The organism is Rhizobium croatiense, assembly GCF_019793465.1.
GTDB lineage: Bacteria > Pseudomonadota > Alphaproteobacteria > Rhizobiales > Rhizobiaceae > Rhizobium > Rhizobium croatiense.
This window is the reverse complement of the sequence record NZ_JAILYJ010000001.1, coordinates 196,821-218,178: the sequence shown is the minus strand read 5'-3', so window position 1 is coordinate 218,178 and position 21,358 is coordinate 196,821. Positions and strand designations below refer to the sequence as shown.

The 21,358-nt window shown below is 60.8% G+C and carries 21 protein-coding genes and 1 pseudogene; 15 read left to right on the top strand and 7 right to left on the bottom strand.

Annotated features, from left to right (window positions below; all coding sequences use genetic code 11):
* The 12 genes from fghA (at nt 1) to K6M89_RS00930 (ending at nt 12,164) form a co-directional block, all read left to right on the top strand.
* Entirely contained in the window at nt 1–837 is an 837-nt protein-coding gene (gene fghA, locus K6M89_RS00985; protein WP_222138095.1) for an S-formylglutathione hydrolase, read from the top strand.
* A 56-nt stretch (nt 838–893) separates the two neighbouring features.
* Entirely contained in the window at nt 894–1,466 is a 573-nt protein-coding gene (gene gfa / locus K6M89_RS00980) for an S-(hydroxymethyl)glutathione synthase (RefSeq protein ID WP_097581054.1), read from the top strand.
* 347 nt (nt 1,467–1,813) lie between these two features.
* The gene (locus K6M89_RS00975; RefSeq protein ID WP_097581053.1) at nt 1,814–2,530 is read left to right on the top strand and encodes a GntR family transcriptional regulator; all 717 of its coding nucleotides are present in this window, start codon (nt 1,814–1,816) and stop codon (nt 2,528–2,530) included.
* Nucleotides 2,527–3,438 carry a dihydrodipicolinate synthase family protein gene (locus K6M89_RS00970; RefSeq protein WP_097581052.1) on the top strand — a complete coding sequence of 304 codons (912 nt, stop codon included), beginning with the start codon at nt 2,527–2,529 and terminating at the stop codon, nt 3,436–3,438. Before K6M89_RS00975 ends, K6M89_RS00970 begins: the two co-directional genes overlap by 4 nt.
* Entirely contained in the window at nt 3,431–4,948 is a 1,518-nt protein-coding gene (locus K6M89_RS00965) for an aldehyde dehydrogenase (protein WP_222138094.1), read from the top strand. The genes K6M89_RS00970 and K6M89_RS00965 overlap by 8 nt, the downstream gene beginning before the upstream one ends.
* Nucleotides 4,945–6,291 (top strand): NAD(P)/FAD-dependent oxidoreductase, encoded by a 1,347-nt coding sequence (locus K6M89_RS00960; protein WP_222138093.1) that lies wholly within the window; start codon nt 4,945–4,947, stop codon nt 6,289–6,291. Before K6M89_RS00965 ends, K6M89_RS00960 begins: the two co-directional genes overlap by 4 nt.
* A 77-nt stretch (nt 6,292–6,368) precedes the next feature.
* Nucleotides 6,369–7,220 (top strand): glycine betaine ABC transporter substrate-binding protein, encoded by an 852-nt coding sequence (locus K6M89_RS00955; RefSeq protein WP_222138092.1) that lies wholly within the window; start codon nt 6,369–6,371, stop codon nt 7,218–7,220.
* An 84-nt stretch (nt 7,221–7,304) separates the two neighbouring features.
* A complete protein-coding gene (locus K6M89_RS00950) occupies nt 7,305–8,396 on the top strand; it encodes a quaternary amine ABC transporter ATP-binding protein (RefSeq protein ID WP_222138091.1) in 1,092 nt (363 codons plus the stop codon).
* 20 nt (nt 8,397–8,416) lie between these two features.
* Nucleotides 8,417–9,265, top strand: a complete 849-nt coding sequence (locus K6M89_RS00945) for an ABC transporter permease (protein WP_222138090.1) — start codon at nt 8,417–8,419, stop codon at nt 9,263–9,265.
* Nucleotides 9,262–10,113, top strand: coding sequence for an ABC transporter permease (locus K6M89_RS00940; RefSeq protein WP_222138089.1), 852 nt, complete (start codon nt 9,262–9,264; stop codon nt 10,111–10,113). The genes K6M89_RS00945 and K6M89_RS00940 overlap by 4 nt, the downstream gene beginning before the upstream one ends.
* Nucleotides 10,114–10,128: 15 nt before the next feature.
* On the top strand, nt 10,129–11,127 hold the full coding sequence (locus K6M89_RS00935) for a 4-hydroxyproline epimerase (protein WP_222138088.1): 999 nt from the start codon (nt 10,129–10,131) through the stop codon (nt 11,125–11,127).
* Nucleotides 11,128–11,153: 26 nt separating this feature from the next.
* A complete protein-coding gene (locus K6M89_RS00930; protein ID WP_222138358.1) occupies nt 11,154–12,164 on the top strand; it encodes a GlxA family transcriptional regulator in 1,011 nt (336 codons plus the stop codon).
* 105 nt (nt 12,165–12,269) lie between these two features.
* On the opposite strand, the gene K6M89_RS00925 is transcribed toward K6M89_RS00930, so the two are convergent.
* From K6M89_RS00925 to K6M89_RS00915, 3 genes are read right to left on the bottom strand one after another with little or no spacing between them, the layout of a single operon-like run.
* Complete coding sequence (locus tag K6M89_RS00925) at nt 12,270–13,550, bottom strand: M24 family metallopeptidase (RefSeq protein WP_222138087.1); 1,281 nt, start codon at nt 13,548–13,550, stop codon at nt 12,270–12,272.
* A gap of 45 nt (nt 13,551–13,595) precedes the next feature.
* Nucleotides 13,596–14,684, bottom strand: coding sequence for an FAD-binding oxidoreductase (locus tag K6M89_RS00920; RefSeq protein WP_222138086.1), 1,089 nt, complete (start codon nt 14,682–14,684; stop codon nt 13,596–13,598).
* Entirely contained in the window at nt 14,674–15,927 is a 1,254-nt protein-coding gene (locus tag K6M89_RS00915; protein ID WP_222138085.1) for an aromatic ring-hydroxylating oxygenase subunit alpha, read from the bottom strand. The genes K6M89_RS00920 and K6M89_RS00915 overlap by 11 nt, the downstream gene beginning before the upstream one ends.
* Before the next feature lie 108 nt (nt 15,928–16,035).
* Here K6M89_RS00915 and K6M89_RS00910 point away from each other — a divergent pair, with 108 nt between their 5' ends.
* Nucleotides 16,036–16,923, top strand: a complete 888-nt coding sequence (locus tag K6M89_RS00910) for a LysR substrate-binding domain-containing protein (RefSeq protein WP_222138084.1) — start codon at nt 16,036–16,038, stop codon at nt 16,921–16,923.
* On the opposite strand, the gene K6M89_RS00905 is transcribed toward K6M89_RS00910, so the two are convergent.
* Nucleotides 16,924–18,576 carry an acyltransferase gene (locus K6M89_RS00905; RefSeq protein ID WP_222138083.1) on the bottom strand — a complete coding sequence of 551 codons (1,653 nt, stop codon included), beginning with the start codon at nt 18,574–18,576 and terminating at the stop codon, nt 16,924–16,926. It lies immediately after the preceding gene.
* A gap of 143 nt (nt 18,577–18,719) precedes the next feature.
* Between K6M89_RS00905 and K6M89_RS00900 the strand changes: the two genes are divergently transcribed.
* Nucleotides 18,720–19,187, top strand: a complete 468-nt coding sequence (locus K6M89_RS00900) for a hypothetical protein (RefSeq protein WP_222138082.1) — start codon at nt 18,720–18,722, stop codon at nt 19,185–19,187.
* 154 nt (nt 19,188–19,341) lie between these two features.
* On the opposite strand, the pseudogene K6M89_RS00895 reads toward K6M89_RS00900, so the two are convergent.
* From K6M89_RS00895 to K6M89_RS00885, 3 genes and pseudogenes are all read right to left on the bottom strand, one after another.
* Nucleotides 19,342–19,494 (bottom strand): annotated as a pseudogene (locus K6M89_RS00895) (cyclophilin-like fold protein); the annotation flags it as partial.
* Between the two features lie 102 nt (nt 19,495–19,596).
* Nucleotides 19,597–20,343: an SDR family NAD(P)-dependent oxidoreductase gene (locus tag K6M89_RS00890; protein WP_222138081.1), complete on the bottom strand. Its 747-nt coding sequence runs from the start codon at nt 20,341–20,343 to the stop codon at nt 19,597–19,599.
* Nucleotides 20,344–20,382: 39 nt separating this feature from the next.
* Nucleotides 20,383–20,775 (bottom strand): DoxX family protein, encoded by a 393-nt coding sequence (locus tag K6M89_RS00885; protein ID WP_222138080.1) that lies wholly within the window; start codon nt 20,773–20,775, stop codon nt 20,383–20,385.
* 154 nt (nt 20,776–20,929) lie between these two features.
* Between K6M89_RS00885 and K6M89_RS00880 the strand changes: the two genes are divergently transcribed.
* The gene (locus K6M89_RS00880) at nt 20,930–21,310 is read left to right on the top strand and encodes a winged helix-turn-helix transcriptional regulator (protein ID WP_222138079.1); all 381 of its coding nucleotides are present in this window, start codon (nt 20,930–20,932) and stop codon (nt 21,308–21,310) included.
* Nucleotides 21,311–21,358 lie beyond the last annotated feature (48 nt).

Sequence of the window (21,358 nt, the reverse complement as noted above, 5' to 3'; positions counted from 1 at the left end):
ATGAAGACCATCTCGACCGACAAGTCTTACGGCGGCACGCAAGGGGTCTACGTCGATCGCTCTGAAGCCTGCGGCTGCGACATGACTTTCGCAGTGTTCGTGCCGCCGCAGGCGGCGAAGGGAAAGCTGCCGGTGCTGTGGTACCTGTCCGGCCTGACCTGCACGCATTCCAATGTCATGGACAAGGGCGAGTATCGGCGGCTTGCCGCCGAGCTCGGGCTGATCGTCGTCTGCCCGGATACCAGCCCTCGCGGCGACCATGTTCCCGATGAATCCGACAATTGGCAGTTCGGCAAGGGCGCCGGCTTTTATGTCGATGCCACCGAGCCGCCGTTTTCGGCGAACTATCGCATGTATAGCTACATCACGGACGAGCTGCCGCGGCTGCTTGCCGAGGAGTTTCCCGTCGACATGGATCGCCAGGGGATCTTCGGCCATTCGATGGGCGGACATGGCGCGATCACCATCGCGCTCAAGAACCCGGACCGCTTCCGGAGCTGCTCGGCCTTCGCGCCGATCAGCCACCCCTCGGTCTCCGGCTGGTCGAAACCGGCGTTCCGGAAATATCTCGGGCCCGATGAGAAGAGCTGGCGGGCCTATGACGCCTGCTCGCTGATCGAAGACGGGCACCGGTTCTCACAATTCTTCGTCGATCAGGGGACGGCGGATTCATTCCTGGAGGATGGGCTGCGTCCCGACGAACTCCGGCAAGCCTGCGAGGCAGCGGGTATTCCCCTCAAGCTTCGCATGCAGGAAGGCTACGGCCACTCCTACTTTTTCATTTCGACATTCATGGAAGACCATCTGCGCTGGCACGCGCAGAAGCTCGAAAAGTGATTGCAGGGCTCGGCCGGGCATAACGCAAACGGCCAGGGAGGAAAGGGAGAAAAGCAATGAGCAGCATAGCCATTCATCCGGCAGTGGATTCAGGCTTTCGAGCGACGGACGCTGCTTTCACAGGTGGGACGCTCGTGTGCAAATGCACGAGCAATCCCGTCAAGGTCAGGATCAAGGGCGATATCGCCCACAATCACGCCTGCGGCTGCACCAAGTGCTGGAAGCCGGAGGGAGCAGTCTTTTCGGTCGTGGCGGTCGCTCCGACCGAGAGCGTCGAGGTGCTCGAGAACGGCGACAAGCTCGCCGTCGTCGATCCCGCCGCTCTGATCCAGCGGCACGCCTGCAAGCAATGCGGCGTGCATATGTATGGGCCGGTCGAGCGCGAACATCCCTTCCAGGGGCTGTCCTTCGTCCATCCGGAGCGCTTCCAGGAAAGCGGCTGGGCAAAGCCCACCTTCGCGGCCTTCGTGTCGTCGATCATCGAAAGCGGCTTCGATCCCGCCAAGATGGACGCCGTCCGGGCGCAGCTGAAGGCGTCGGGCCTCGAACCCTATGACTGCCTCTCGCCGGGCCTGATGGACTACATCGCGACCTGGACGGCCAAGAAAAGCGGCGCGCTGGCCGCATAAGTCTTGCGGGGAGCGCCCACCGGCGCTCCCCGCTGGAGGGCCGGCCCTGCGGTCCGCCGCCTTACCCTCAATGGCTGCGGCTCGATAACCCGCTCCGACGCCGGTTTTTCACACAATTTGCTCCCGATAATAAGCCTGGAACGGGTTCCGCGATGGCGTCAAGCGCCGCGGGTCTCGACCACGCGCGTCGTCGAGAGCTTTTCGCGGCGACCAAGCTGGCCAATGCGATGCGGAATTGTATTCTTGCCGAATATCAATTGTGTACGCAAAGTACACAATTGATTGACTCTCGTCGAAACGCGTGCCATCTTCGCGGCCGTAGAGCCACGAATGGCTGGAGATCGACGATGGCGAAGACACCGAAAAGCAATCTCTACGAAGATCTGAAACGTCAGATTCTGACGATGGAGCTGGACCCGGACACCGATCTGGACGAGGCGAGTTTGAGCGAAAAGTATGGGCTTTCCCGGACGCCGGTGCGGGACATATTCCGCCGCCTTGCCGGCGAGGGTTATATCGACATCCGCGAGAACAGAGGCGCGCGGGTTATCCCGATGAACCATTCCACGCTTCGCAATTTCTTTCTCGTCGCGCCGATGATCTATGCGGCAATCGGCCGTCTCGCCGTGCAGAACTTCAAGCCTGCGCAGCTTGCCGACCTGACGCAGACCCAGGAGCGGTTCCGCGCTGCCAGCGAGAGCATGGACGCTTTGGCCATGGTGCTGGAGAATAATCGCTTTCACGAGATCTTCGGCGAGATGTCGGGCAACGTCTATATGCAGCCGAGCCTCGGCCGGCTGCTGATCGACCACGCGCGTATCGGCCACACGTTTTTCCGGCCGAGAAACGACGATATGCGGCGGCGGCTTCAACTGGCCGTCGACCATCATGACGGCTTTATCGCAGCGCTCGGCGCCCACGACGAGGATGCTGTCGTCGATCTTGTTTTCGAACACTGGGAATTGTCTCGCGAGAACATGGAGATGTTCATCGCCCCGCAAGGTCTCAAGGCCGACGCCTTCGTGGGCGGTCCTGCCACCCAATTATTGGAGAAGTCGTCGTGAAATTCGAGGGGATCTACACGCCGGCGGTCACGCCGCTCGGTCAAAATGGTCAGATCGACAGGCCGGCCTTCGCCGCAGTGCTCGAGTCGCTGATCGAGGCGGGCGTGCACGGCATCATCGTCGGCGGATCGACGGGCGAATACTATGCGCAGAGCAGCCAGGAGCGTTTCGAGCTCGCTGCTTTTGCCAAGCAAGTCATCGGCACGCGGCTGCCGCTCATCATCGGCACCGGCGCCACCCGCACCGAGGATTCGGTTGAATACGCAAAATCGGCAAAGGAAATCGGCGCCGATGCGATCCTGGTGTCGTCCCCGCCCTATGCGCTGCCGACCGAACGCGAAAATGCCGTTCACGCCCTGACTGTCGATCGCGCCGCGAACCTGCCGATCATGCTCTACAACTATCCCGCCCGTATGGGCGTGGTGATGGGCGAGGAATATTTCTCCCGCGTTGGCAAATCGAAGAATGTCGTCGCCATCAAGGAAAGTTCCGGCGACATGGGCAATCTTCACCGGCTCGCCCGGAAGTTTCCGCACATTTCGCTCTCCTGCGGCTGGGACGACCAGGCGCTCGAATTCTTCGCATGGGGTGCGAAAAGCTGGGTCTGTGCCGGCTCCAATTTCCTCCCGCGCGAACATGTCGCCCTCTATGAGGCCTGCGTCGTCGCGAAGAACTTCGACAAGGGCCGGGCGATCATGAGCGCGATGCTGCCGCTGATGGATTTCCTCGAATGCGGCAAATTCGTCCAGTCGATCAAGCACGGATGCGAGATCATCGGCCTCAAAGCCGGCCCGGTGCGGGCGCCGCTGCGCGGACTGAACTCCGAAGAGAAGAGAACGCTTGAGACCGTTGTCGCCACGTTGAAGCGGACGGTCGGGCAGATCACGTCGGGAGCCAACCATGCATGAACCCTTGACCGCAGCCGAATACAAGGCGATTGCCGCCGGTCTTCAACTTCCGACGAATGCCTTCATCGATGGCGCATTCCGTCCGGCGAATTCCGGCAAGACCTTCACTTCGACCGATCCCGCCACCGGCGAGGTCCTGGCCGAAATCTCCGCCTGCGATTCCAGCGATGTGGATTTCGCAGTGCAGAAGGCGAAAGAGGCATTCGAAGATGGACGCTGGCGGCTTCGCTCGCCGGGTGAGCGCAAGGAACTGCTTCTGAGGCTTGCCAAGCTCCTGGAGCGCAACAGGCACGAACTCGCCGTCATGGAAAGCCTCGACAGCGGCAAGCCGGTCCGCGAATGCCAGACAGTCGATGTTCCCGATACCATTCATACGCTGCGCTGGCACGCCGAACTGATCGACAAACTTTACGACAACACCGCTCCTGTCGGCGCCAACGCGCTGACGATGATCGTGCGCGAGCCGATCGGCGTCGTCGGCTGCGTGCTGCCGTGGAATTTCCCGTTGCTGATGCTCGCCTGGAAGATTGGCCCGGCGCTTGCCGCCGGCTGCTCGGTCATCGTCAAGCCGGCGCAGGAAACGACCTTCACCGCGCTGCGCGTCGCCGAGCTTGCCCTTGAGGCCGGCATCCCGGCCGGCGTCTTCAACGTCGTCACCGGCTCCGGCCGCGAGGTCGGCGAGCCGATCGGCCTGCATATGGATGTCGACATGGTCGCCTTCACCGGCTCGACGCCGACCGGCCGCCGCTTCCTGCGGTATGCGGCGGATTCGAACCTGAAGAAGGTCGTGCTCGAATGCGGCGGCAAGAACCCCGCCGTCGTTCTCGACGATGCCGAGGATCTGGATCTCGTCGCCGAGCAGGTCGTCAACGGCGCCTTCTGGAACATGGGCGAGAATTGCTCGGCCACGTCGCGTCTCATCGTCCATGCCAAGGTCAAGGACGAGCTGATGAAGCGCATCGGCGCCTATATGCGCGAATGGAAGACGGGCGATCCGCTCGATCCGGAAAACCGCATCGGCGCGCTCGTCAGCAAGTCGCACTTCGAGAAGGTGAAATCCTTCCTCGACGATGCAAAGACGGAGAAACTGTCCGTCACCCAGGGTGGCGAGACCTATAACGGCATCTTCATCGAGCCGACCTTGGTTGAGGACGTGACGCCGGCGAGCCGCCTGTTCCAGGAGGAGATCTTCGGGCCGATCCTGTCGGTCACGACGTTCAACACGCTGGCCGAGGCGACCGCTCTGGCCAACGACACCAATTACGGCCTGACGGCATCCGTCTATACGGGCAGCCTGCGCAATGCGATCCGGCTGACCCGCGATATCCGGGCGGGCCTGATCACGGTCAACTGCTTCGGGGAAGGCGACGCCACCACGCCGTTCGGCGGCTACAAGGAGTCCGGCTTCGGCGGCCGCGACAAGTCGGTCTTCGCCCACGACAATTACTGCGAGCTGAAGACCATCTGGATCGACATTTCGGAACGCTCCGTCGACGAGACGATCCGATGAGCCGCCATGTGATCAAGCACCTGCCGACCGATACCGGCGTTTCGGGATGGGAGGCGACCAGCGAACGCGCCTTTCCCGTAACGGCGCTTGAACACGACATCACCGCCGATTGGCTGATCATAGGCGGCGGGTTTGCCGGCCTTTCGGCGGCTCGCCGTCTCTCGCAATCGCGGCCTCAGGACAAGATCGTTGTCCTCGAGGCGCAGGAGCTCGCGAAGGGTCCGGCCGGGCGGAATTCCGGCTTCATGATCGACGTGCCGCACAACCTCTCCTCCGGCGAGTATTCGGTGGCGGACGAGGCGGCTACCAAGGACGAGATCCGCCAGAACCGCCTGGCGATCTCCTTCGCAGCCGATGCTGCAGCCGAATATGGCCTGTCGCGCGAGACCTTCGATCCGGCGGGCAAGGTGAATGCCGCAGCTTCCGACCGAGGGATGAGACTCAACGAGAATTACTGCAAGTCGCTCGAAAAGATCGGCGAGGAACATCGCGTCCTCGATGCGGACCAGATGCGGGAGATGACCGGTTCGCACTATTATAGCGGCGGTCTTTATACGCCGGGCGCGGTGATGATCCAACCCGCTGACTATATTCGTGGCCTGGCGCGCGGCCTCCGATCGAAGGTCGCCATCCATGAGCACTCGCCGGTGCTCGAGCTTTGCCGCGCAGGCATGACCTGGAAGGCGAAGACCGCCCGCGGCTCCGTCTCGGCACCGAAGGTCATCCTGGGCGTGAACGGCCATATTCAGAGCTTCGGCCATTTCCGCGGCCGGCTGATGCACATCTTCACCTACGCGTCGATGACAGCGGCCTTTTCCCAGAACGAATTCGGCGGCGATGTCACCGGTGTGGATCGTTGGGCGCTGCTGCCGGCCGACCCGATGGGCGCGACCGTGCGCAAGATCACCAAGAACGGCCTTTCCAGAATCGTGGTCAGGTCGCGGTTCACCTACGACCCGAGCCTCAAAGTGTCGGAGAAGCGCGTTGCCGTCATCGCGGCCGAACAGCGCCGCTCATTCGATGCCCGTTTCCCGGGGCTGGAGCGCCTGCCGATGGAATACAGCTGGGCCGGTGCGCTCTGCCTCAGCCGAAACCATGTGCCCGCATTCGGCGAAGTCGAAGAAGGGCTATTTTCCGCCTGCTGCGAAAACGGCCTCGGCACCGTCAAGAGCACGCTTGCCGGGATCATGGCGGCCGATCTCGCGACAGGAACCGCAAGCCCGGAGCTCGACAGATTCAAGAACCAGGCGGAACCGACGAGACTACCGCCCGAGCCGATCGCCTGGCTCGGCATCAACTCGGTCATCCGCTTTCAGGAATTGCGTGCAGGCCGTGAGGGATGATCCCTCGGCTCACGCAATAGGAAGACTGCAGTCTGCAGACTTCATGAGAATGGGAACGAAAACCAGGAGTAATAACAATGAAAACTCTGTGGAAGGCTCTCTGCGCCGCTGCGGTGATCGGGATGAGCATCCTGCCTGCCCGTGCTGAGGAAAAGACGATCAATCTGGGCACGATGTCATGGGAAGACCTGACGCCGATCACCGGCATCACCAAGAAGGTTCTCGAAGACGCCGGCTATACCGTGAAGGTCACCGAATTTTCCGAATGGGGCATTGCCTATGCCGCTCTTGCCAAGGGCGACATCCAGGCTCTCACCTCGCAGACCGACTACGTTGCTCACGACTATTGGGACAAGAACAAGAGCCGCCTCGAGAAGATTTCTCCGGTCTCGCACGGCCTTTATCAGGGCGTGGCCGTTCCGAAATATGTTCCAATCGACTCGCTCGAACAGCTCAATGACAACGCCGACAAGTTCGGCGGCAAGATCATCGGCATCGAACCGGGCGCTGGCCTGATGCGCGATACCTCGAATGCGGTCAAGGAATATGGCCTCAAGCTCCAGCTCGTCGAAGGCAGCACGGCTGCGATGACGGCGGCGCTGAAGTCTGCCTACGACCGCCAGGAATGGATTGCGGTCACGATCTGGGAGCCGTCGTGGATGGTCCAGAAGTACGACGTCAAGTACCTGAAGGACCCGAAGGGCGTCTTCCCGCCGCCGCAGAGCTATTACTGGATCGGCCATAAGGGCTTCTCCGAAGAGTACCCGCATGCTCGCGAAGTCATGGCCAGCGTCTACGTGCCGATTGCCGACATCACCGCCATCAACGGTGAAGTCAAGGACGGCAAGACGATGGACCAGGCCGTGCAGGACTGGATCGGCGCCCATGCCGACCTGATCAAGCGCTGGGAAAACATCAAGAAGATGTAAGCATCTCGTGGCCGCCCGACATTTCGGGCGGCCATTTTGAAACCGAATGAAGAAGCCAGCGCCATTGGCTCAAAGGGGATCGCTATGAAAGCTGTCAATATCGATGCCAAGGATGTCCTGATCGACTGCCAATGCCTTTGGAAGGTTTTCGGAGGCAAGTCGGTGGCGGCGATGAAGTCGATCAGGGAGCGCGGTCTCGGCAAGAAAGAGGTCCTGCAGGAATTCAACTGTGTCGTCGGCGTCTCCGACGCGAGCATTCAGGTCCGGCGCGGCGAAATCTTCTGCATCATGGGATTGTCGGGAAGCGGAAAATCAACGCTCATCCGCCTTCTCAACAAGCTGATCACGCCGAGTTCCGGCAAGGTCCTCGTCAAGGGACGCGACCTTGCCAGTCTGTCGCCGGTCGATCTCAGGCAGATGCGCGCCAAGAATATCGGCATGGTGTTTCAGAGCGTCGCCTTGTTGCCGCACCGCACGGTCCTGGAAAATGCCGCCTTCGGCCTCGAGGTCCAGGGAATTGCCAGGACGGAGCGAAACAAGACCGCCGCCGCCGCTCTCGAAAAGGTCGGCCTCGCCGACTGGCTGAGCCGCTATCCCAGCGAGCTTTCCGGCGGTATGCAGCAACGCGTCGGACTTGCCCGCGCGCTCGCCTCCGATCCCGAGATAATTCTGATGGACGAGCCGTTCAGCGCCCTCGATCCGCTGATCCGGCGCCAGCTTCAGGACGAGTTCCGCCAGCTTACCAAAGCTCTCGGCAAGTCCGCGGTCTTTATCACCCATGATCTCGACGAGGCGATCCGCATTGGCGACCGCATCGCGATCATGAAGGATGGCGTCATCATCCAGACCGGTACGGCCGAGGAAATCATCCTCAATCCGGCCGATGACTACGTCGCCGAATTCGTGGCCGGCATATCCCGCCTGCATCTGATCAAGGCGCATTCCGTCATGCGCAGCGTCGCCGAGTTCCAGCAGAGCGCGCCGAATTCCGACATCGCCTCGCTGGCGCGCACGACGCCGGATGCCGACATCGATGAGCTCATCTCCTTGACGATGCAGTCGGACCGCGACGCCATCGCTGTCGTGGACAGGGATCAGGTCGTCGGCGTGGTCACGCCGCGCAGCCTCCTGATGGGTGTCAAGGGAACCTCCGCCCACAATCTTTCGGCAGCGTGAGCCCACCTGGAGTTATCGACATGGGTACTTCAGCCTTCACCGATCTTTTCGACGAATGGACGGACTCGGCGCTCGAATGGGTGAGCGACAACGGGGAGTTCCTTTTCGACTACATCAGACAGCTTCTCGAAGGGCTCTATGATGGGATCCTCTGGCTCTTGGAACTTCCGCCCTTTTATGTGGTCGCCCTCATCGTGGCGCTGATCGGCTGGCGGCTGGTCAATGTCTGGTTCGCCCTCTTGAGCGGCGTTGCGCTGGCGCTTTGCTTTTCGATGGGACTGTGGCCGGAGACGATGAGCACGCTGGCTCTGGTTCTGACAGCGACTGTCATCGCCTTGGTGATTGGCATCCCGATCGGCATTGCCGCCGGCTTCTTCACCGCCCTCGATCGCTTCATCGAGCCGGGCCTCGATTTGATCCAGACACTTCCGCCCTATATCTACCTGCTGCCGGCGATCGCCTTGCTCGGCTACGGGCCGGCAACGGCATTGATCGCGACCGTGATCGTCGCCGTGCCGCCGGCAATCCGCCTTACCTCGCTCGGTATCCGCATGACTCCCAAGGAATTCATCGAGCTTGGGGAGGCACTGGGGATGACGCCGGCAAGGATGTTCTTCAAGATCCGCCTTCCCTTTGCCCTGCCGAGCATCATGGCGGGCATCAACCAGAGCCTGATGATGGCCTTCGGCATGGTGGTCATCGCCGGCATCGTCGGCTCCGGCGGACTCGGAGAAACGATCTACGGCGCGATCAGGACACTCGACATCGCCACCTCTATCAATGGAGCGATCGCCATCGTGGTATTGACCATGGTGATTGACCGGATAACCCAGAGTGCCGCTCGCCTGGGAACAGGGAGGAAAGCATGAATCTTTCGACCTTGCAGTTTTCGCCCGGCGCGTTCCTGGCCCCGGCCGTCGATTGGCTCAACACCAATCTTCACCCGCTGTTTGCGGCCATCAGCTATCTTGTGGAAACGGTGCTTTCGGCAATCGAGGCGGCACTGCTCTTCGTGCCGCCCTATGCGCTGATCGCGATCGTCGTCCTCCTGGCATTCTTTGCCGTCAGCCTGCGCGCCGCGATCCTTGCCGGTCTCTGCCTCGGCTTCTGCCTGCTTGTCGGATTGTGGACGGCATCGATGCAGACCCTAGCGCTGGTCAGCGTCGCTGTCATGATCTCGGTGCTCATCGCCTTTCCGATCGGCGTCCTGTGCTCGCGGCACAAGACGCTGGAAGCGGTGGTTCGGCCATTTCTCGACGTGATGCAGACCGTGCCCCCATGGGTCTATCTCATTCCCGCGGTGATGATCTTCAGCCTTGGGCGCGTGCCGGCGATTATTGCCACCATCGTCTACGGCATTCCGCCGATGCTGCGCCTGACGACGCTGGCCTTCAACCAGGTGCCCAAGGTATTCATCGAGCTCGGCAGCGCCATCGGCGCGCCGCCGCGTTCGATCCTCTGGAAGATCGAAATACCCCTCGCCAAGCAGACTCTGCTGGTGGGGCTCAACCAGTGCATTCTTTTGTCGCTGGCAATGGTCGTGCTGGCCGGCCTCGTCGGCGCAGGCGGGCTCGGGGCGGAGGTGACACGTGGTCTGACGCGCATGGAAATGGGGCTTGGCCTCAGAGCGGGCCTGGCGATCGTCGCGGTTGCCCTTCTGCTAGACCGGTTGTCCCGCGGCCTTCTCGACCGCAACAGGCTGCCGGAGGCGAGATAGCAAGGACATGCCGGAATGAGAACCAGCTTCTTCTGCATCGATGCCCATACCTGCGGCAACCCGGTCCGTCTCGTTGCCGGCGGCGGTCCGCTGTTGCCGCATCTGCCGATGTGGGAGCGCCGAGAAATCTTTGTCCGCGACCACGACTGGGTTCGAAAGGCGCTGATGTTCGAGCCGAGGGGGAACGACATCATGTCGGGCTCGATCATCTACCCGGCCTATCGGGACGACTGCGATTTCGCCGTTCTTTTCATCGAGGTCAGCGGCTGCCTGCCGATGTGCGGCGCCGCCACGATCGGCACCGTGACCGCCGCGATCGAAGAGGGACTGGTCAAGCCGCGCGAAGCCGGAAGGGTCGCGATCGAAACGCCGGCCGGCAGGGTCGATGTTACCTATGAGGAGAAGGGCGGATATGTCGATTCCGTTCGTCTCCACAACGTGGCGAGCTATCTCCATGATGCCAATGTCGAGATCGATGTGCCTGGAATGGGCCGTATGCACGTCGATATCGCCTATGGCGGCAACTATTATGCGGTCGTCGAACCGCAGGAGAACTGGAGTGGACTTGACGGCATGAGCGCGTCCGACATTGTCGGATGCAGCCAGAAGCTCAGGGCAGCACTCGCCGACGTCTGCAATCCCGTTCACCCGGACGATCCCAGGATTTCCGGCGTGCATCATGCGATCTGGTGCGACGGCCCTATCAATGACGTCGCGGACGGGCGTTGCGCCGTCTTCTACGGAGAAAAGGCGATCGACCGGTCGCCAGGCGGCACCGGCACGTCCGCGCGCATGGCGCAGCTTCACCGAAAGGGACGGCTTGCCGTCGGTTCGAAATACCGTCATGAGAGCCTGATCGGCACGATCTTCGAAGGCAGGATCGAAGCCGAGGTGAGCATTGGGCCTTATGCCGGCATTCTTCCGAGCATTGGAGGCTGGGCGCGGGTCGTTGGCCACAACACTATTTTCGTCGACGATCGCGATCCGCTGGCGCACGGTTTTCAGATTCGATGAGCGCGTTTGGAGGGCAGGAGATGAACATACGACCTGAGCATCGGTTGGTAGACGGTGGCGCAAAGCAGGCGGCCCGGCTCAAGGTGGGGTTCGTTCTGTCGCGGTGCTTCACACTGTCGGCTTTCGCACTGTTTGTGGATACGCTGAGGCTTGCCAGCGACGAGCAGGATCGTTCCGGAAGGGTGCTTGCCGACTGGCAGGTGATCGGCAGTACGCGGCACCTGATCACCTCGAGCTGCGGCGTCCAGGTCGCACCGACCTCGGATTTCGTCGATCCGTCAAGATTCGATTATATCGTCGTCGTCGGCGGCTTGCTGTCGGTGGAAAATCCGGTCGACCAACAGACCATCGCCTTTCTGCGCCTGGCGGATGCGAAGAAAGTGCCGCTGATCGGCGTTTGCACCGGCTCGTTCATACTTGCTGCGGCGGGCCTGATGAAGCGGCACGAATCCTGCGTGAGCTGGCTGCACTACAAGGAGTTTCGTGAGCGCTTCCCCGATCTCAGCGTCCGCTCCGACCGGCTCTTCAATCTCGACCGGCAGCGCGGATCCTGCGCTGGAGGCAGCAGCGCTGCTGACATGGCAGCATTGCTGGTAAGGAAATACATAAGCCGCGACGCCGAACGCAACGCGCTTGAAGTGCTTCAGATCGAGAAGGCCCGAACTACATCGGATATTCAGCCTCGGCGCCCGCTTTATGACGACTACGACGACGCTCGCGTCAAGGCGGCGATGATTACCATGGAGCAGTTCGTCGACGGCAGCATGCCGATCGAGAAGCTCGCCGCCATGGTCGGGCTCTCAAGGCGGCAGCTGGAGAGAATCTTCATCGAGAAGACCGGGATGTCTCCCGCCAAGGCCTATAACCGCGTCCGCATGGAGCGGGCAAAATCGATCCTTGCCCAGTCGAAAGCGCCACTGATCGAGATTGCACTCGACGTCGGATTTGAAAATGCCTCGCAGTTCACCAGAACGTTCAAGCGCACATTCGGGCAAACGCCATCGCAGCATCGCGCAGCCGTTTCGAGAGCGCACTAGAGCGCGTCGCAATCTTTCAGATTCGCTCCTCGCGCTTTAGGTCTTTGTTTTTACGCATGCCGTTGTCGCCGCTGCACACTTTTGCGCGACATGCTTTAACGCTCTTCATATATTTTCCCAGGGAAACGTGTCCAGCCGGTCGGCTCCCCTTGCCGTGATCAAAACCTGGGTTTCCAGCTTGATGCTCTCGGATCCGGCTTCGGCAATCAGGCTTTCGACGTTGAGCACCATGTTTTCCTCGATGATGCCGCTGAAGTTCGGGTCGAAATCCGGATGCAGAAGGATCCCCGGCCATTCGTCCGCCATTCCGGTCCCATGCAGAGCAAGCGTGTATCGATAAGGCTGGTATTTTTCTGGAATCCGCCACGACAGCGCGTTGAACTCTTCGAACGTCATGCCGGGCTTCAGGATGGCGAGATTGTGCTCGATCTGATCCTTGGCGGCGGCGTAAAGTTCCTTCTGCTTGGCGTTCATCGCGACATGTCCACATGTCCATGATCGCGAAAGATCGGCGCAATAGCCGTAGGGCCCGATCATATCGGTGTCGAAGGATATCATCTCGCCGCGTTTAATGACGTAATCCGAACATTCCTGATACCAGGGATTGGTTCTGGGGCCCGCGGTCAAGAGCTTCGTCTCCAGCCACTCGCCGCCACTGCGGGCGTTTTCGAAGTGAAGCTCCGCCCAGATCTCTCGTTCTGTCCGGCCGGGCTCCGAAGCCTCGTACATCCTGGCCATGCCCGCTTCGCAGACGCGGATGGTCCACCGCATCAGCTCGATTTCCTCCGCGCACTTGATGGACCGCGCCCGTTCGGCCAGTTCCTGGCCGTCGAGGAGCATCAATCCGCGTTCCCTGAGTTCGAAGGCGCCAGCTGGTTCGAGCCTGTCCACGGCAATACGTCTGTTGCCGCCGTTGCGCTGCACGAGGTCCGCGACCTCATCCGCCCAGGCTCTCATGCGGGGCTCCATGAGGTTTCCTGCAGTGAAGAATATCCACGACTTCGCCGGCCGGATCTCGTCAATGCCGGGGAGCCCGTCATTGACGTGTTCGGCGCCTTCGAATTCGAAAAGGATTGCAGGCCCATCGGCCAGGATCAGAGCGTAGCGCGATGCATTGTGCATCGTCCAAATGCTCATGTTCGAGGAATCGAAGGCATAGCGGATATTGACGGGATCGTAGAGGAGCAGGGCGCCGCAGTCCCATTCGCGCATCTTCAGGCGCAGTCGCTCGAGACGATAGCGGCGCGCCCGATCAAGCGTCGCGGCCGGCAGCGGGCTGATGAGAGGCCGATCCCCTCCCTCGGGATTGAGGTAGGCCTGCTTTCTCTCGTCCTTGAAGACGGTCGAGCCGGCCAGCTCGGCGGAACAGCTTTCGTCTCGCAGCATCCGAGTACATCTTTCCATCCGTGAATAGGGTGAGGTGACCGACCTTCAGCGCTCGATGACGAGATCGCTGAGCGGCTTGGAGCAGCACGGCAGGAAGAAGCCGGCGTCGATTTCCCTCTGGCGGATCCCACCATTGTGGTTCATATCGACCGTGCCCGAAGTCAGCTTCGACTTGCAGGTGCCGCAGACGCCGTTGGCGCAAGAGGATGGAATCCTGACGCCTGATTTCTTGGCGCAGGAAAGCACGCTCTGATCGCCCGATACGTCGATGTTGCGGGCCTGCTTCGAGAAGGTGACCTGGAAAACCTTGGCGGCCGCCTCTTGAACGGCGGGGATCTCCGGCTCATCGATCACTGCGGCGTCGAAGCTTTCTTCCACATAGTTCGAAGTGGGCACGCCGAGTTCGCCGGCAATACGGCGCGCCGCCGCCATAAACGGAGCGGGGCCGCAGCACATCACGGTGCGGTCGGCGATGTCGGGTACCGCAAGCCGCATATACTCCGCCGAAATACGGCCGGTCAGCCCCGGCCACGATGCTTCGCCGACGACGGTCTCGGGAAGAAAGTGCAGCCGAAGACCTTTCACCCTGCGGGCGATGCAGGCGAACTCGTCGCGGAAGATCAGATCCTGCGGCGTGCGAGCGGCGTGCATGAAGACGACATCGGCCGGTTCGCAGCTATCGGCGATCTCTCGCAGAATGGACATGACAGGCGTAATGCCGGAACCGCCGGAGAGCAGCAGGAGCTTTTGGCCCGTGCCGGATCGCACGAAATGGCCGAGCGGGCCGTTCGCCTTGACCGATGCTCCGGCCACCAGCGTATCGTGCAGCCAGTTGGAAATCTTGCCGCCTGGAACGCGTTTCACCGTTACCGAAAAAGCGTTCGTGCGATGCGGCGATGAGGAGATGCTGTAGCACCGGCTTTCAGCCTCTCCATTGTGTTCGAGGTCGAACAGGAAATACTGCCCGGCCTTAAACGCGAAACGCTTGCCATCGCGGGATGCGAAGGTGAAGGTCTTGACGTCATGGGTCTCCTGCTGGACGTCGAGGCAGACGAGTGCGTCGTCTTCCTCGGGATCCCAGAGGTCGGCGGGGGTGGCTTTAACGGACAAGCCCTGCGGGCTCCTAGTATCCATGGGCGCGCATCCGATCGATGTACCAGGCGGCGAACTTGTCGAGGTTGGTCTCGGAGAAGCGGGAGTAGGGGCCCGGCCGATAGGCGGGATCGAGCGTGCCGGCATGCGAGCGGGCAACGAGGTCGGCATCCTGGTCCGTCGTCTGAATCCAGACATCCGTCAGCTTGTCGAGATCGTAGTCGATCCCTTCGACGGCGTCCTTGTGTACCAGCCATTTGGTGCGGACCAGCGTCTTGCCGGCCGATAGCGGAATGACGATCGCCACGACCGCATGGTCGCCCATGAAGTGGTTCCAGCTGTTGTGGCCCCAGAGATGCGTGTCGCCGAGATCCTTCCGGGTCATCTGCCCGAGCAGTTTGGACGATGCGGCGGTGGCGTCATGGGTCTGGGATTCACCGGCGCCAGCGATGATCAGCCGTTGCGTGCGAAAGTTCGTGGCGCAGTCGGCGAGCTGCTCAACGGCTGCCGAGGGAAAGCCGTCGACTTCCCATGCCTTGGTCCGCTCTTCGTAGAGCCGGAAATGCTCCTCGGCCTCCTCACGATCCTCGGGGCTCAGCGTTTCCGGATCGAAGCCGAAATCGAGGTCGACGAAGGAGACGCAAAGTTCCGGATGATTCGCGGAGCAATGGTAGCATTCGCGATTGTTCTCCATCGTCAGCTTCCAGTTGCCGTCCTCGACGACGTCTGTCTGGTGAGCGATCTTGGCATTGCGGATGTCGTAGGGAGCGAGGCGCTCCGTCATCGTCTGCTCGAGGAGAGCGATGTCTTCCGGCGGATTATCGGAGAGGCATACATAGATCAGCCCACCGATGGACTTGAAGGTGACGGGTTTCAGGCCGTGGCAGTCCTTGTCGAAATCCTTGCCCATATGGGGCGCGTAGCTGAGCTCCCCGGTCAGCTCATAGGTCCAGGTGTGATAGGGACAGACGAGCTTAGAGACAATCGTCTTGCCCGGATCGAGAAGGCGAGAGCCGCGATGGCGGCAGACATTGTGCAGCACGCGGAGTTCGCCGTCGTCGTCGCGCAGGAGAATCAGGCTTGTCTTGCCGATATCAATCACCGTGGCGTCACCGGGTTCTGGGACGTCACAGTCGAGGCCAACGCAGATCCAGTGCTTGTGGAAGAAGACGTCAATGTCAGCTTCGAACACATCTTCCCTGGTGTATAGCCCGGCCGGTAGGGAGTGGCCATCGGCGCGAGCGTCGAGAAGGGCTGAAATGGAAGATGGAAGCTTGTTTAGCATGAGAACCTCTTATGTGAGAGTTTCCCCAGATTGCGCTTGCAGTTACAAGGTTTCAACGGCATAAAAAATCACGTTCGCATGACTTTTTTTTATGCGAGGAGGATTGAGATGCAGTTTCGAAGGCGGCTTCCCTCGCTGACGGCGCTGGTGACGCTGGAAGCGGTGCTCAGGCGGAAAAGCTTCACGCTTGCGGCAGGCGAACTCGGCGTCACCCAGGCCGCGGTCAGCCGGCAGATCGCTGCCCTCGAGGAGGAGCTTGGCCAGCCGCTGTTCCTGCGCAAGCACCGGGCGATCGAGCCGACCGCGGCTTGCGTCAACCTTGGGGCAACCCTCGCCAAGAGCTTCGGCGATATCGCAGAAAGCGTGGAGGCGATTCAGTCGCGCGGCCAGGATGTCGTGACGATCGGGGCGACCGTCGCATTCTCGTCCTTTTGGCTGCTGCCGAGGCTGGCGGAGTTCCGCAAGGCAAATCCCGGGATTTTGGTGCGGGTGATCTCTCAGGACAGTCCGATCGCTCTCGACGACGGGGAGATCGACGTGGCCATCCGCTACGGCATGCCTCCCTTCAGCGATGGTACGGTAATCGCCTCGCGCGGCGACGTCATTACTCCTGTCTGTTCGCCCGACTATCTCAACCGGCGGGCAGATGGGCCGCTGGGCTCGGCCGACGAATTCATCGAGACGGATGTCCTCGATCGTTCCTGGTACAGCTGGTCGCAATGGGTATCGCTCACCGGCGCCAATATCGAGATCAAACCGTCGCTTCGCTTCAACCATTATACCGAGACCATCGCCGCCGCGCGCGCGGGGCAGGGAATCGCCCTAGGATGGCGCATGCTGATCGGCACCTTCCTGGAGGACGGAACCCTGGTGAGCGCTGAGGCAAGCGAGCTTGCCGCCGAGGACCGCTACAACGTGATCGTGCCCGTCAAGGCCAAGCGAAGCAATGCGCGCAATCTCGCCGCCGCCTGGTTGACGGCCGCGCTGCACGGTTGATCACAGGCCGAGCCCGGGAGTTGCCGTCCGGTGCACACCTTTGGGAACGAAGGCGAACTGATCCGCAAGGCCGAGGAAATCGGCTGCCAGGTGAATGACGGAAAGCCACATCTCCGTCCCCTGTAGACTGGGTTCGCCATCGTCGGCGAAAGGAAATCCCTCGCCGTCCCGCCATCTGTCCGGAGCCATCAATATGAGATTGCGCGCGATCTTCTCGCCATCTGTGCGCCTATAATCGGTCTGCCGGGCAATCAGCAGCAGGGGATGGATCGTATCCAGCAGGTTACACGCATTGTATGTCGCGCCAACGAAGCCCTTGTGGCTGCGATAATTGAGGTGAATTGTCTCAAGCGACGCGTGCGGGTGCGGAAGCGCATTGCCGAACTGGGCATAGGTGCCACGCGTCAGGCGATAAAAGCCGTTCACCGGCTGGAGCCATCCCTCCAGCGCCGTCGGCTCGCCCCACAAGCCGGAGACAATGTTGACATGGCGGTTTAGCCATTCGAATAGCGCCTGCCGCGATTGCCGAATGCCGAAATACCTTGCGTTGAAATACATGGCGGTGCCGATCGCATCGACCACGCTGCCGGCATGCCACGCCCGGCTTTGCCAGGGCAGCGCTCTCAGCCATTCGTCGAGCTCTGCGGCTTCGAGCGCAGCCGCGTGGACAGGGCACCGCGGACGTGAGCCGAGCAGTTCAAGCGCATAGCCGACCGACAGGACATTGTAGAGCGCCTTCGGATCATCTCTCAGCAGCGTCCCATGCGCAGGCGCATGTTCTTCCGGGAAAAGGCCGGTCTCCCGGTCCTGGATCCCTTGCAGGCGCTCGATGGTCTCCGACGCATCGAGGCCCGGCGGCAGATGGCCGAAGCCGGCGGCGATCTCGATCGCATCACATAGATGCCGGATTGCCGGTCTCCTCACGCCGTCCGCTTCCAGTGATTCATAACCCGCTTCCGTTTTCCAGCGCGCGAGAATGTCCGGCCATTGCTCCTTCGCCTTCTGCCCAAGCTTGATCAGTCGATCTTCAATGTCCCCCGCGTTGGGTTTGCCGGCCGCCGAGCCCCGATGCCACAGCACTCGGGCGGGGACGCCACCGGCGATCGCCACGGGGGGAATATCTCCCGTGACGACCGCGCCGGCAGCAATGACCGCGCCGTTTCCAATCGTAACGCCATCGAGGATCACGCAATTGGCGCCGATCCACACATCGTCACCGATCACGATGCCGAGGCTGATGACGCCCTGACGGTGTATCGGCAGATCAGGATCGTCGAAGCCGTGATTGAAGCCGACGATCGAAGCGTGCGAGGCAATGCGGACCCCATTGCCGCACGTCACCTTACCGGAAATACAGGCATAGGGATTGACGGAGCAATCGTCGCCGAGTGAGACTTGGCCGCGCACGAGCGCATGCCCCGCGATCCATGACCGCTCGCCCATCACCAGGCTTTCGGTGAAGACCGCGGCATTCTCGGCGATGTAGGAGGTCTCGGCCAGCTCCGCGCCGCAGGATTGCATGAGCGCGGCTTTGCGGGCAAGATGAGCGGGATGGTCGAGGTCCGCCGCGATGCGCTCCCAGGGGAGAAATTGAAGCCTGCGTGCTTCCCGTTGTTCGTTCGCCAATGGTGGCGAGCTGTTAGCCTGATCCATCTGCTCCTCATTCTATATTTCGGTAGCAATGCGCTATAAACGGACATTGTCTCCATTGTAGAACGTTGTCAGGCATACACAATTTCAATATCCGCACGCCTATTTGAGAATCCAATCATGTCCGCGACAAGTTACGAGTCCATATGAGTTTCATCGTTTTTACGCTGGTCGTGCTCGCCATTTGCGCCCTGCTGTTCATCGCCGCCATAGCAATTGTCTTTCTTGGGTTGCGCCGTATCTGGCGACGGACACAACCCAACCAATTCGTTTTAAGAAGCGTCATCATAGCTTGTGGTCTGGGCGCTGTCGCACTGCCATACGTTGCCATCAAAGTTGGGGAGCGAAACAACCTTCTCGCACGCGTTCCCGAACCACTTGAAGTGGCTGAAATCGAATACCGCCTGGAAGAATCTTGGGGCTCCGGTTTCATGCCCGGAGACAACGAAACCGGTTTTGTTGTCTATCGGCTGACCAATGACAGCGCAGACTGGGCACGGAAACAGGGAAGCCAGCTAGGCGATATGCTTTCGGGAGCAAGGGGAACGTGGCAAGAAACACCGGTCGACGACAGGAGCGACCAAACCGCGCCAATGGCACCCCTACGACCGTGATCCGGAGATGATGACAATGGAGCGTCTTCAGCGCCACCCTCCTACAATATTTGAATTCCTGGAAAAGTACGGTTTCATAATCTCGATCGAAAAAGGTCGCGATCACGAAGCCGACCGGGCAATCCAGTCAGGTGGGTCGTTACACGTAAGTCTGTCAGATCCGTTCGATACGCACCGGAAATTCTCCCCGTACGAGCAGCGGCTGGAAACCAGTGCCGAAGCGGCCGGGCCGGATCAATCCTCCCCAGTGGTAATCGCCGTAGAAGAGGGCGAGGTTTCGCCAGGGCTTGAAGTAGCAAAGATCGCCTGCCTTCGTCGAAGCCTTTCGCTACCGTCGTAGGGTAACCCCGAAAGCACACCGGGCCGCTTCAAGGGGCGGAACCTGTTGCGCCCCCTCGCTCACCGGCGATTACCGAGCGCTGTCGATGATGGCGCCGCCGTCGGGCGTGAGACTGTAGCCCGTGATGAACTGCGAATCTTTGCTGGCAAGGAACAGGACCACCGGGGCAATGTCATCTTCCGGTGAGCCGAAACGCGCAAGCGCGTTCGTCGGCGGAGGCACGTCCTTTTCCGCGGCGCCCCAGGTGTCGGCGATCGGCAGAACGTTGTTCACTGTGATCTTGTCGGCACCCCATTCGCGTGCCGCCGTGCGGGTCAGCGCGCGCACTGCTTCCTTGGCCATGTTGTAAGGGCCATAACCAGCCAGTCCGCTGGTGGCGGCCATCGAGGCGAAGTTGATGATCCGGCCTTCTCCGCTTTCTCTCAGGTGAGGATAGCAGGCCTGCATAAAGAGCAGATAGGCGATCGGCCCGGTATCGAAGTTCCGTTGCAGTTGCTCGACCGAGAGGTCGATGATCGAAGACGAGACCGCGGAACCGTCGAAAGCATTGTTCACAAGAACGTCGATGCGGCCATAGGCTACGACGACCTTGTTGACCGCAGCCGTGATCTGATCGGCTTCACCGACGTCGCAGACGACGGCGAGTGCCGCGCCGCCCGCCTCGACGATGTCAGCGACGACACGCTCGACGCCTTCTGATGTGCGCGAGAGAATTGCGACCTTCGCGCCTTCGGCAGCAAAGAGCTTTGCGGTGGCGCGGCCAATTCCGCGGCTTGCGCCTGTGACGATGGCAACTTTTCCATTGAGTCGACCCATGTGTATCTCCATTGGTGGGGCTTGGGAATCATCGAGACGTCAGAGCGCAGCGGCCTGGACGTAAGGGGAGGGCATGTCGCGGGCGTCGTTCTGCGTCATGAACGAGGTGACCAATAGCGCGAGGCCGATCGCCGCGGGCAGGGCGCCGGCAGGTTTTCGAATGCCGATATGCGCCAAGCCCGAGAGCAGCAGGTGAAAGAAGATGCCGGCATAGGCGAGATCGCTGAGCGGCACGCTGACACGTGAAAGGATCGCGACCGGGCCGAGAACCTTGATGACGATCATGAACGGAATGAGATAGGAAGCTTGGTATCCGAGTTCCGCCAGAACCTGGCGAACCCTGTCTCGTTTGGTGACATAGATGGCGGCTGAGGCGAGGTAGAGCACGGATAGAAGTGCCGTGCTGATCCAGTACATGTAAAATTCAGGCATGAGTTCATCCCTGTCGCTGCCGACGCAGCAACATTCCTCTTGTCGGGTCTGTCTGTTTGTTTTGAGAGGCGCTTTTCCTGCGCTCCCTTGTGCATGCAGAGAAATGTCGCCTAAGGTTTATATTTGCAAGTAGGATGAATTACTTGCTGCTAGTATGGAAAACCAGACTATGGCCGATGGCGAAATCAATATGCATGAGGAGATGCGGCGCGCGTTCGCGCTGCTCTCCGGCAAATGGAAGCTGGAAATCATGTGGCTGCTCAATCAGCGGGTCTACCGTTTTGGCGAGTTGAGAAAGACTATTCCCGGCATCACCCAACACATGCTGACGGCGCAACTCCGCGAACTCGAAGCGGACGGCTTGATATCCCGCACCGTCTTTGCCGAGGTTCCCCCGCGCGTCGAATATGAGATCACGCAAAAGGCGCGGGGCCTCGGCCCTACGATGGAGGCGTTGACGGCGTGGTGGAACGAGTACGGCAAAAGCGTGCCGGTGAAACCGAGCGCACGCGGACGCAAAGCGAGTGGCATCTGAACTGCCTGGGAGACATTGCCGCTATTGCAACCGCTTATTCGTTCATGA

Excerpts from the sequence above, each read along its gene's own strand:
- K6M89_RS00935 (WP_222138088.1), top strand. The coding sequence starts at position 10,129 with ATGAGAACCAGCTTCTTCTGCATCGATGCCCATACCTGCGGCAACCCG.
- K6M89_RS00915 (WP_222138085.1), bottom strand. The coding sequence starts at position 15,927 with ATGCTAAACAAGCTTCCATCTTCCATTTCAGCCCTTCTCGACGCTCGC.
- K6M89_RS00965 (WP_222138094.1), top strand. The coding sequence starts at position 3,431 with ATGCATGAACCCTTGACCGCAGCCGAATACAAGGCGATTGCCGCCGGT.
- gfa (WP_097581054.1), top strand. The coding sequence starts at position 894 with ATGAGCAGCATAGCCATTCATCCGGCAGTGGATTCAGGCTTTCGAGCG.
- K6M89_RS00945 (WP_222138090.1), top strand. The coding sequence starts at position 8,417 with ATGGGTACTTCAGCCTTCACCGATCTTTTCGACGAATGGACGGACTCG.
- K6M89_RS00955 (WP_222138092.1), top strand. The coding sequence starts at position 6,369 with ATGAAAACTCTGTGGAAGGCTCTCTGCGCCGCTGCGGTGATCGGGATG.
- K6M89_RS00975 (WP_097581053.1), top strand. The coding sequence starts at position 1,814 with ATGGCGAAGACACCGAAAAGCAATCTCTACGAAGATCTGAAACGTCAG.
- K6M89_RS00885 (WP_222138080.1), bottom strand. The coding sequence starts at position 20,775 with ATGCCTGAATTTTACATGTACTGGATCAGCACGGCACTTCTATCCGTG.
- K6M89_RS00905 (WP_222138083.1), bottom strand. The coding sequence starts at position 18,576 with ATGGATCAGGCTAACAGCTCGCCACCATTGGCGAACGAACAACGGGAA.
- fghA (WP_222138095.1), top strand. The coding sequence starts at position 1 with ATGAAGACCATCTCGACCGACAAGTCTTACGGCGGCACGCAAGGGGTC.
- K6M89_RS00925 (WP_222138087.1), bottom strand. The coding sequence starts at position 13,550 with ATGCTGCGAGACGAAAGCTGTTCCGCCGAGCTGGCCGGCTCGACCGTC.
- K6M89_RS00960 (WP_222138093.1), top strand. The coding sequence starts at position 4,945 with ATGAGCCGCCATGTGATCAAGCACCTGCCGACCGATACCGGCGTTTCG.
- K6M89_RS00950 (WP_222138091.1), top strand. The coding sequence starts at position 7,305 with ATGAAAGCTGTCAATATCGATGCCAAGGATGTCCTGATCGACTGCCAA.
- K6M89_RS00890 (WP_222138081.1), bottom strand. The coding sequence starts at position 20,343 with ATGGGTCGACTCAATGGAAAAGTTGCCATCGTCACAGGCGCAAGCCGC.
- K6M89_RS00940 (WP_222138089.1), top strand. The coding sequence starts at position 9,262 with ATGAATCTTTCGACCTTGCAGTTTTCGCCCGGCGCGTTCCTGGCCCCG.
- K6M89_RS00900 (WP_222138082.1), top strand. The coding sequence starts at position 18,720 with ATGAGTTTCATCGTTTTTACGCTGGTCGTGCTCGCCATTTGCGCCCTG.
- K6M89_RS00910 (WP_222138084.1), top strand. The coding sequence starts at position 16,036 with ATGCAGTTTCGAAGGCGGCTTCCCTCGCTGACGGCGCTGGTGACGCTG.
- K6M89_RS00880 (WP_222138079.1), top strand. The coding sequence starts at position 20,930 with ATGGAAAACCAGACTATGGCCGATGGCGAAATCAATATGCATGAGGAG.
- K6M89_RS00920 (WP_222138086.1), bottom strand. The coding sequence starts at position 14,684 with ATGGATACTAGGAGCCCGCAGGGCTTGTCCGTTAAAGCCACCCCCGCC.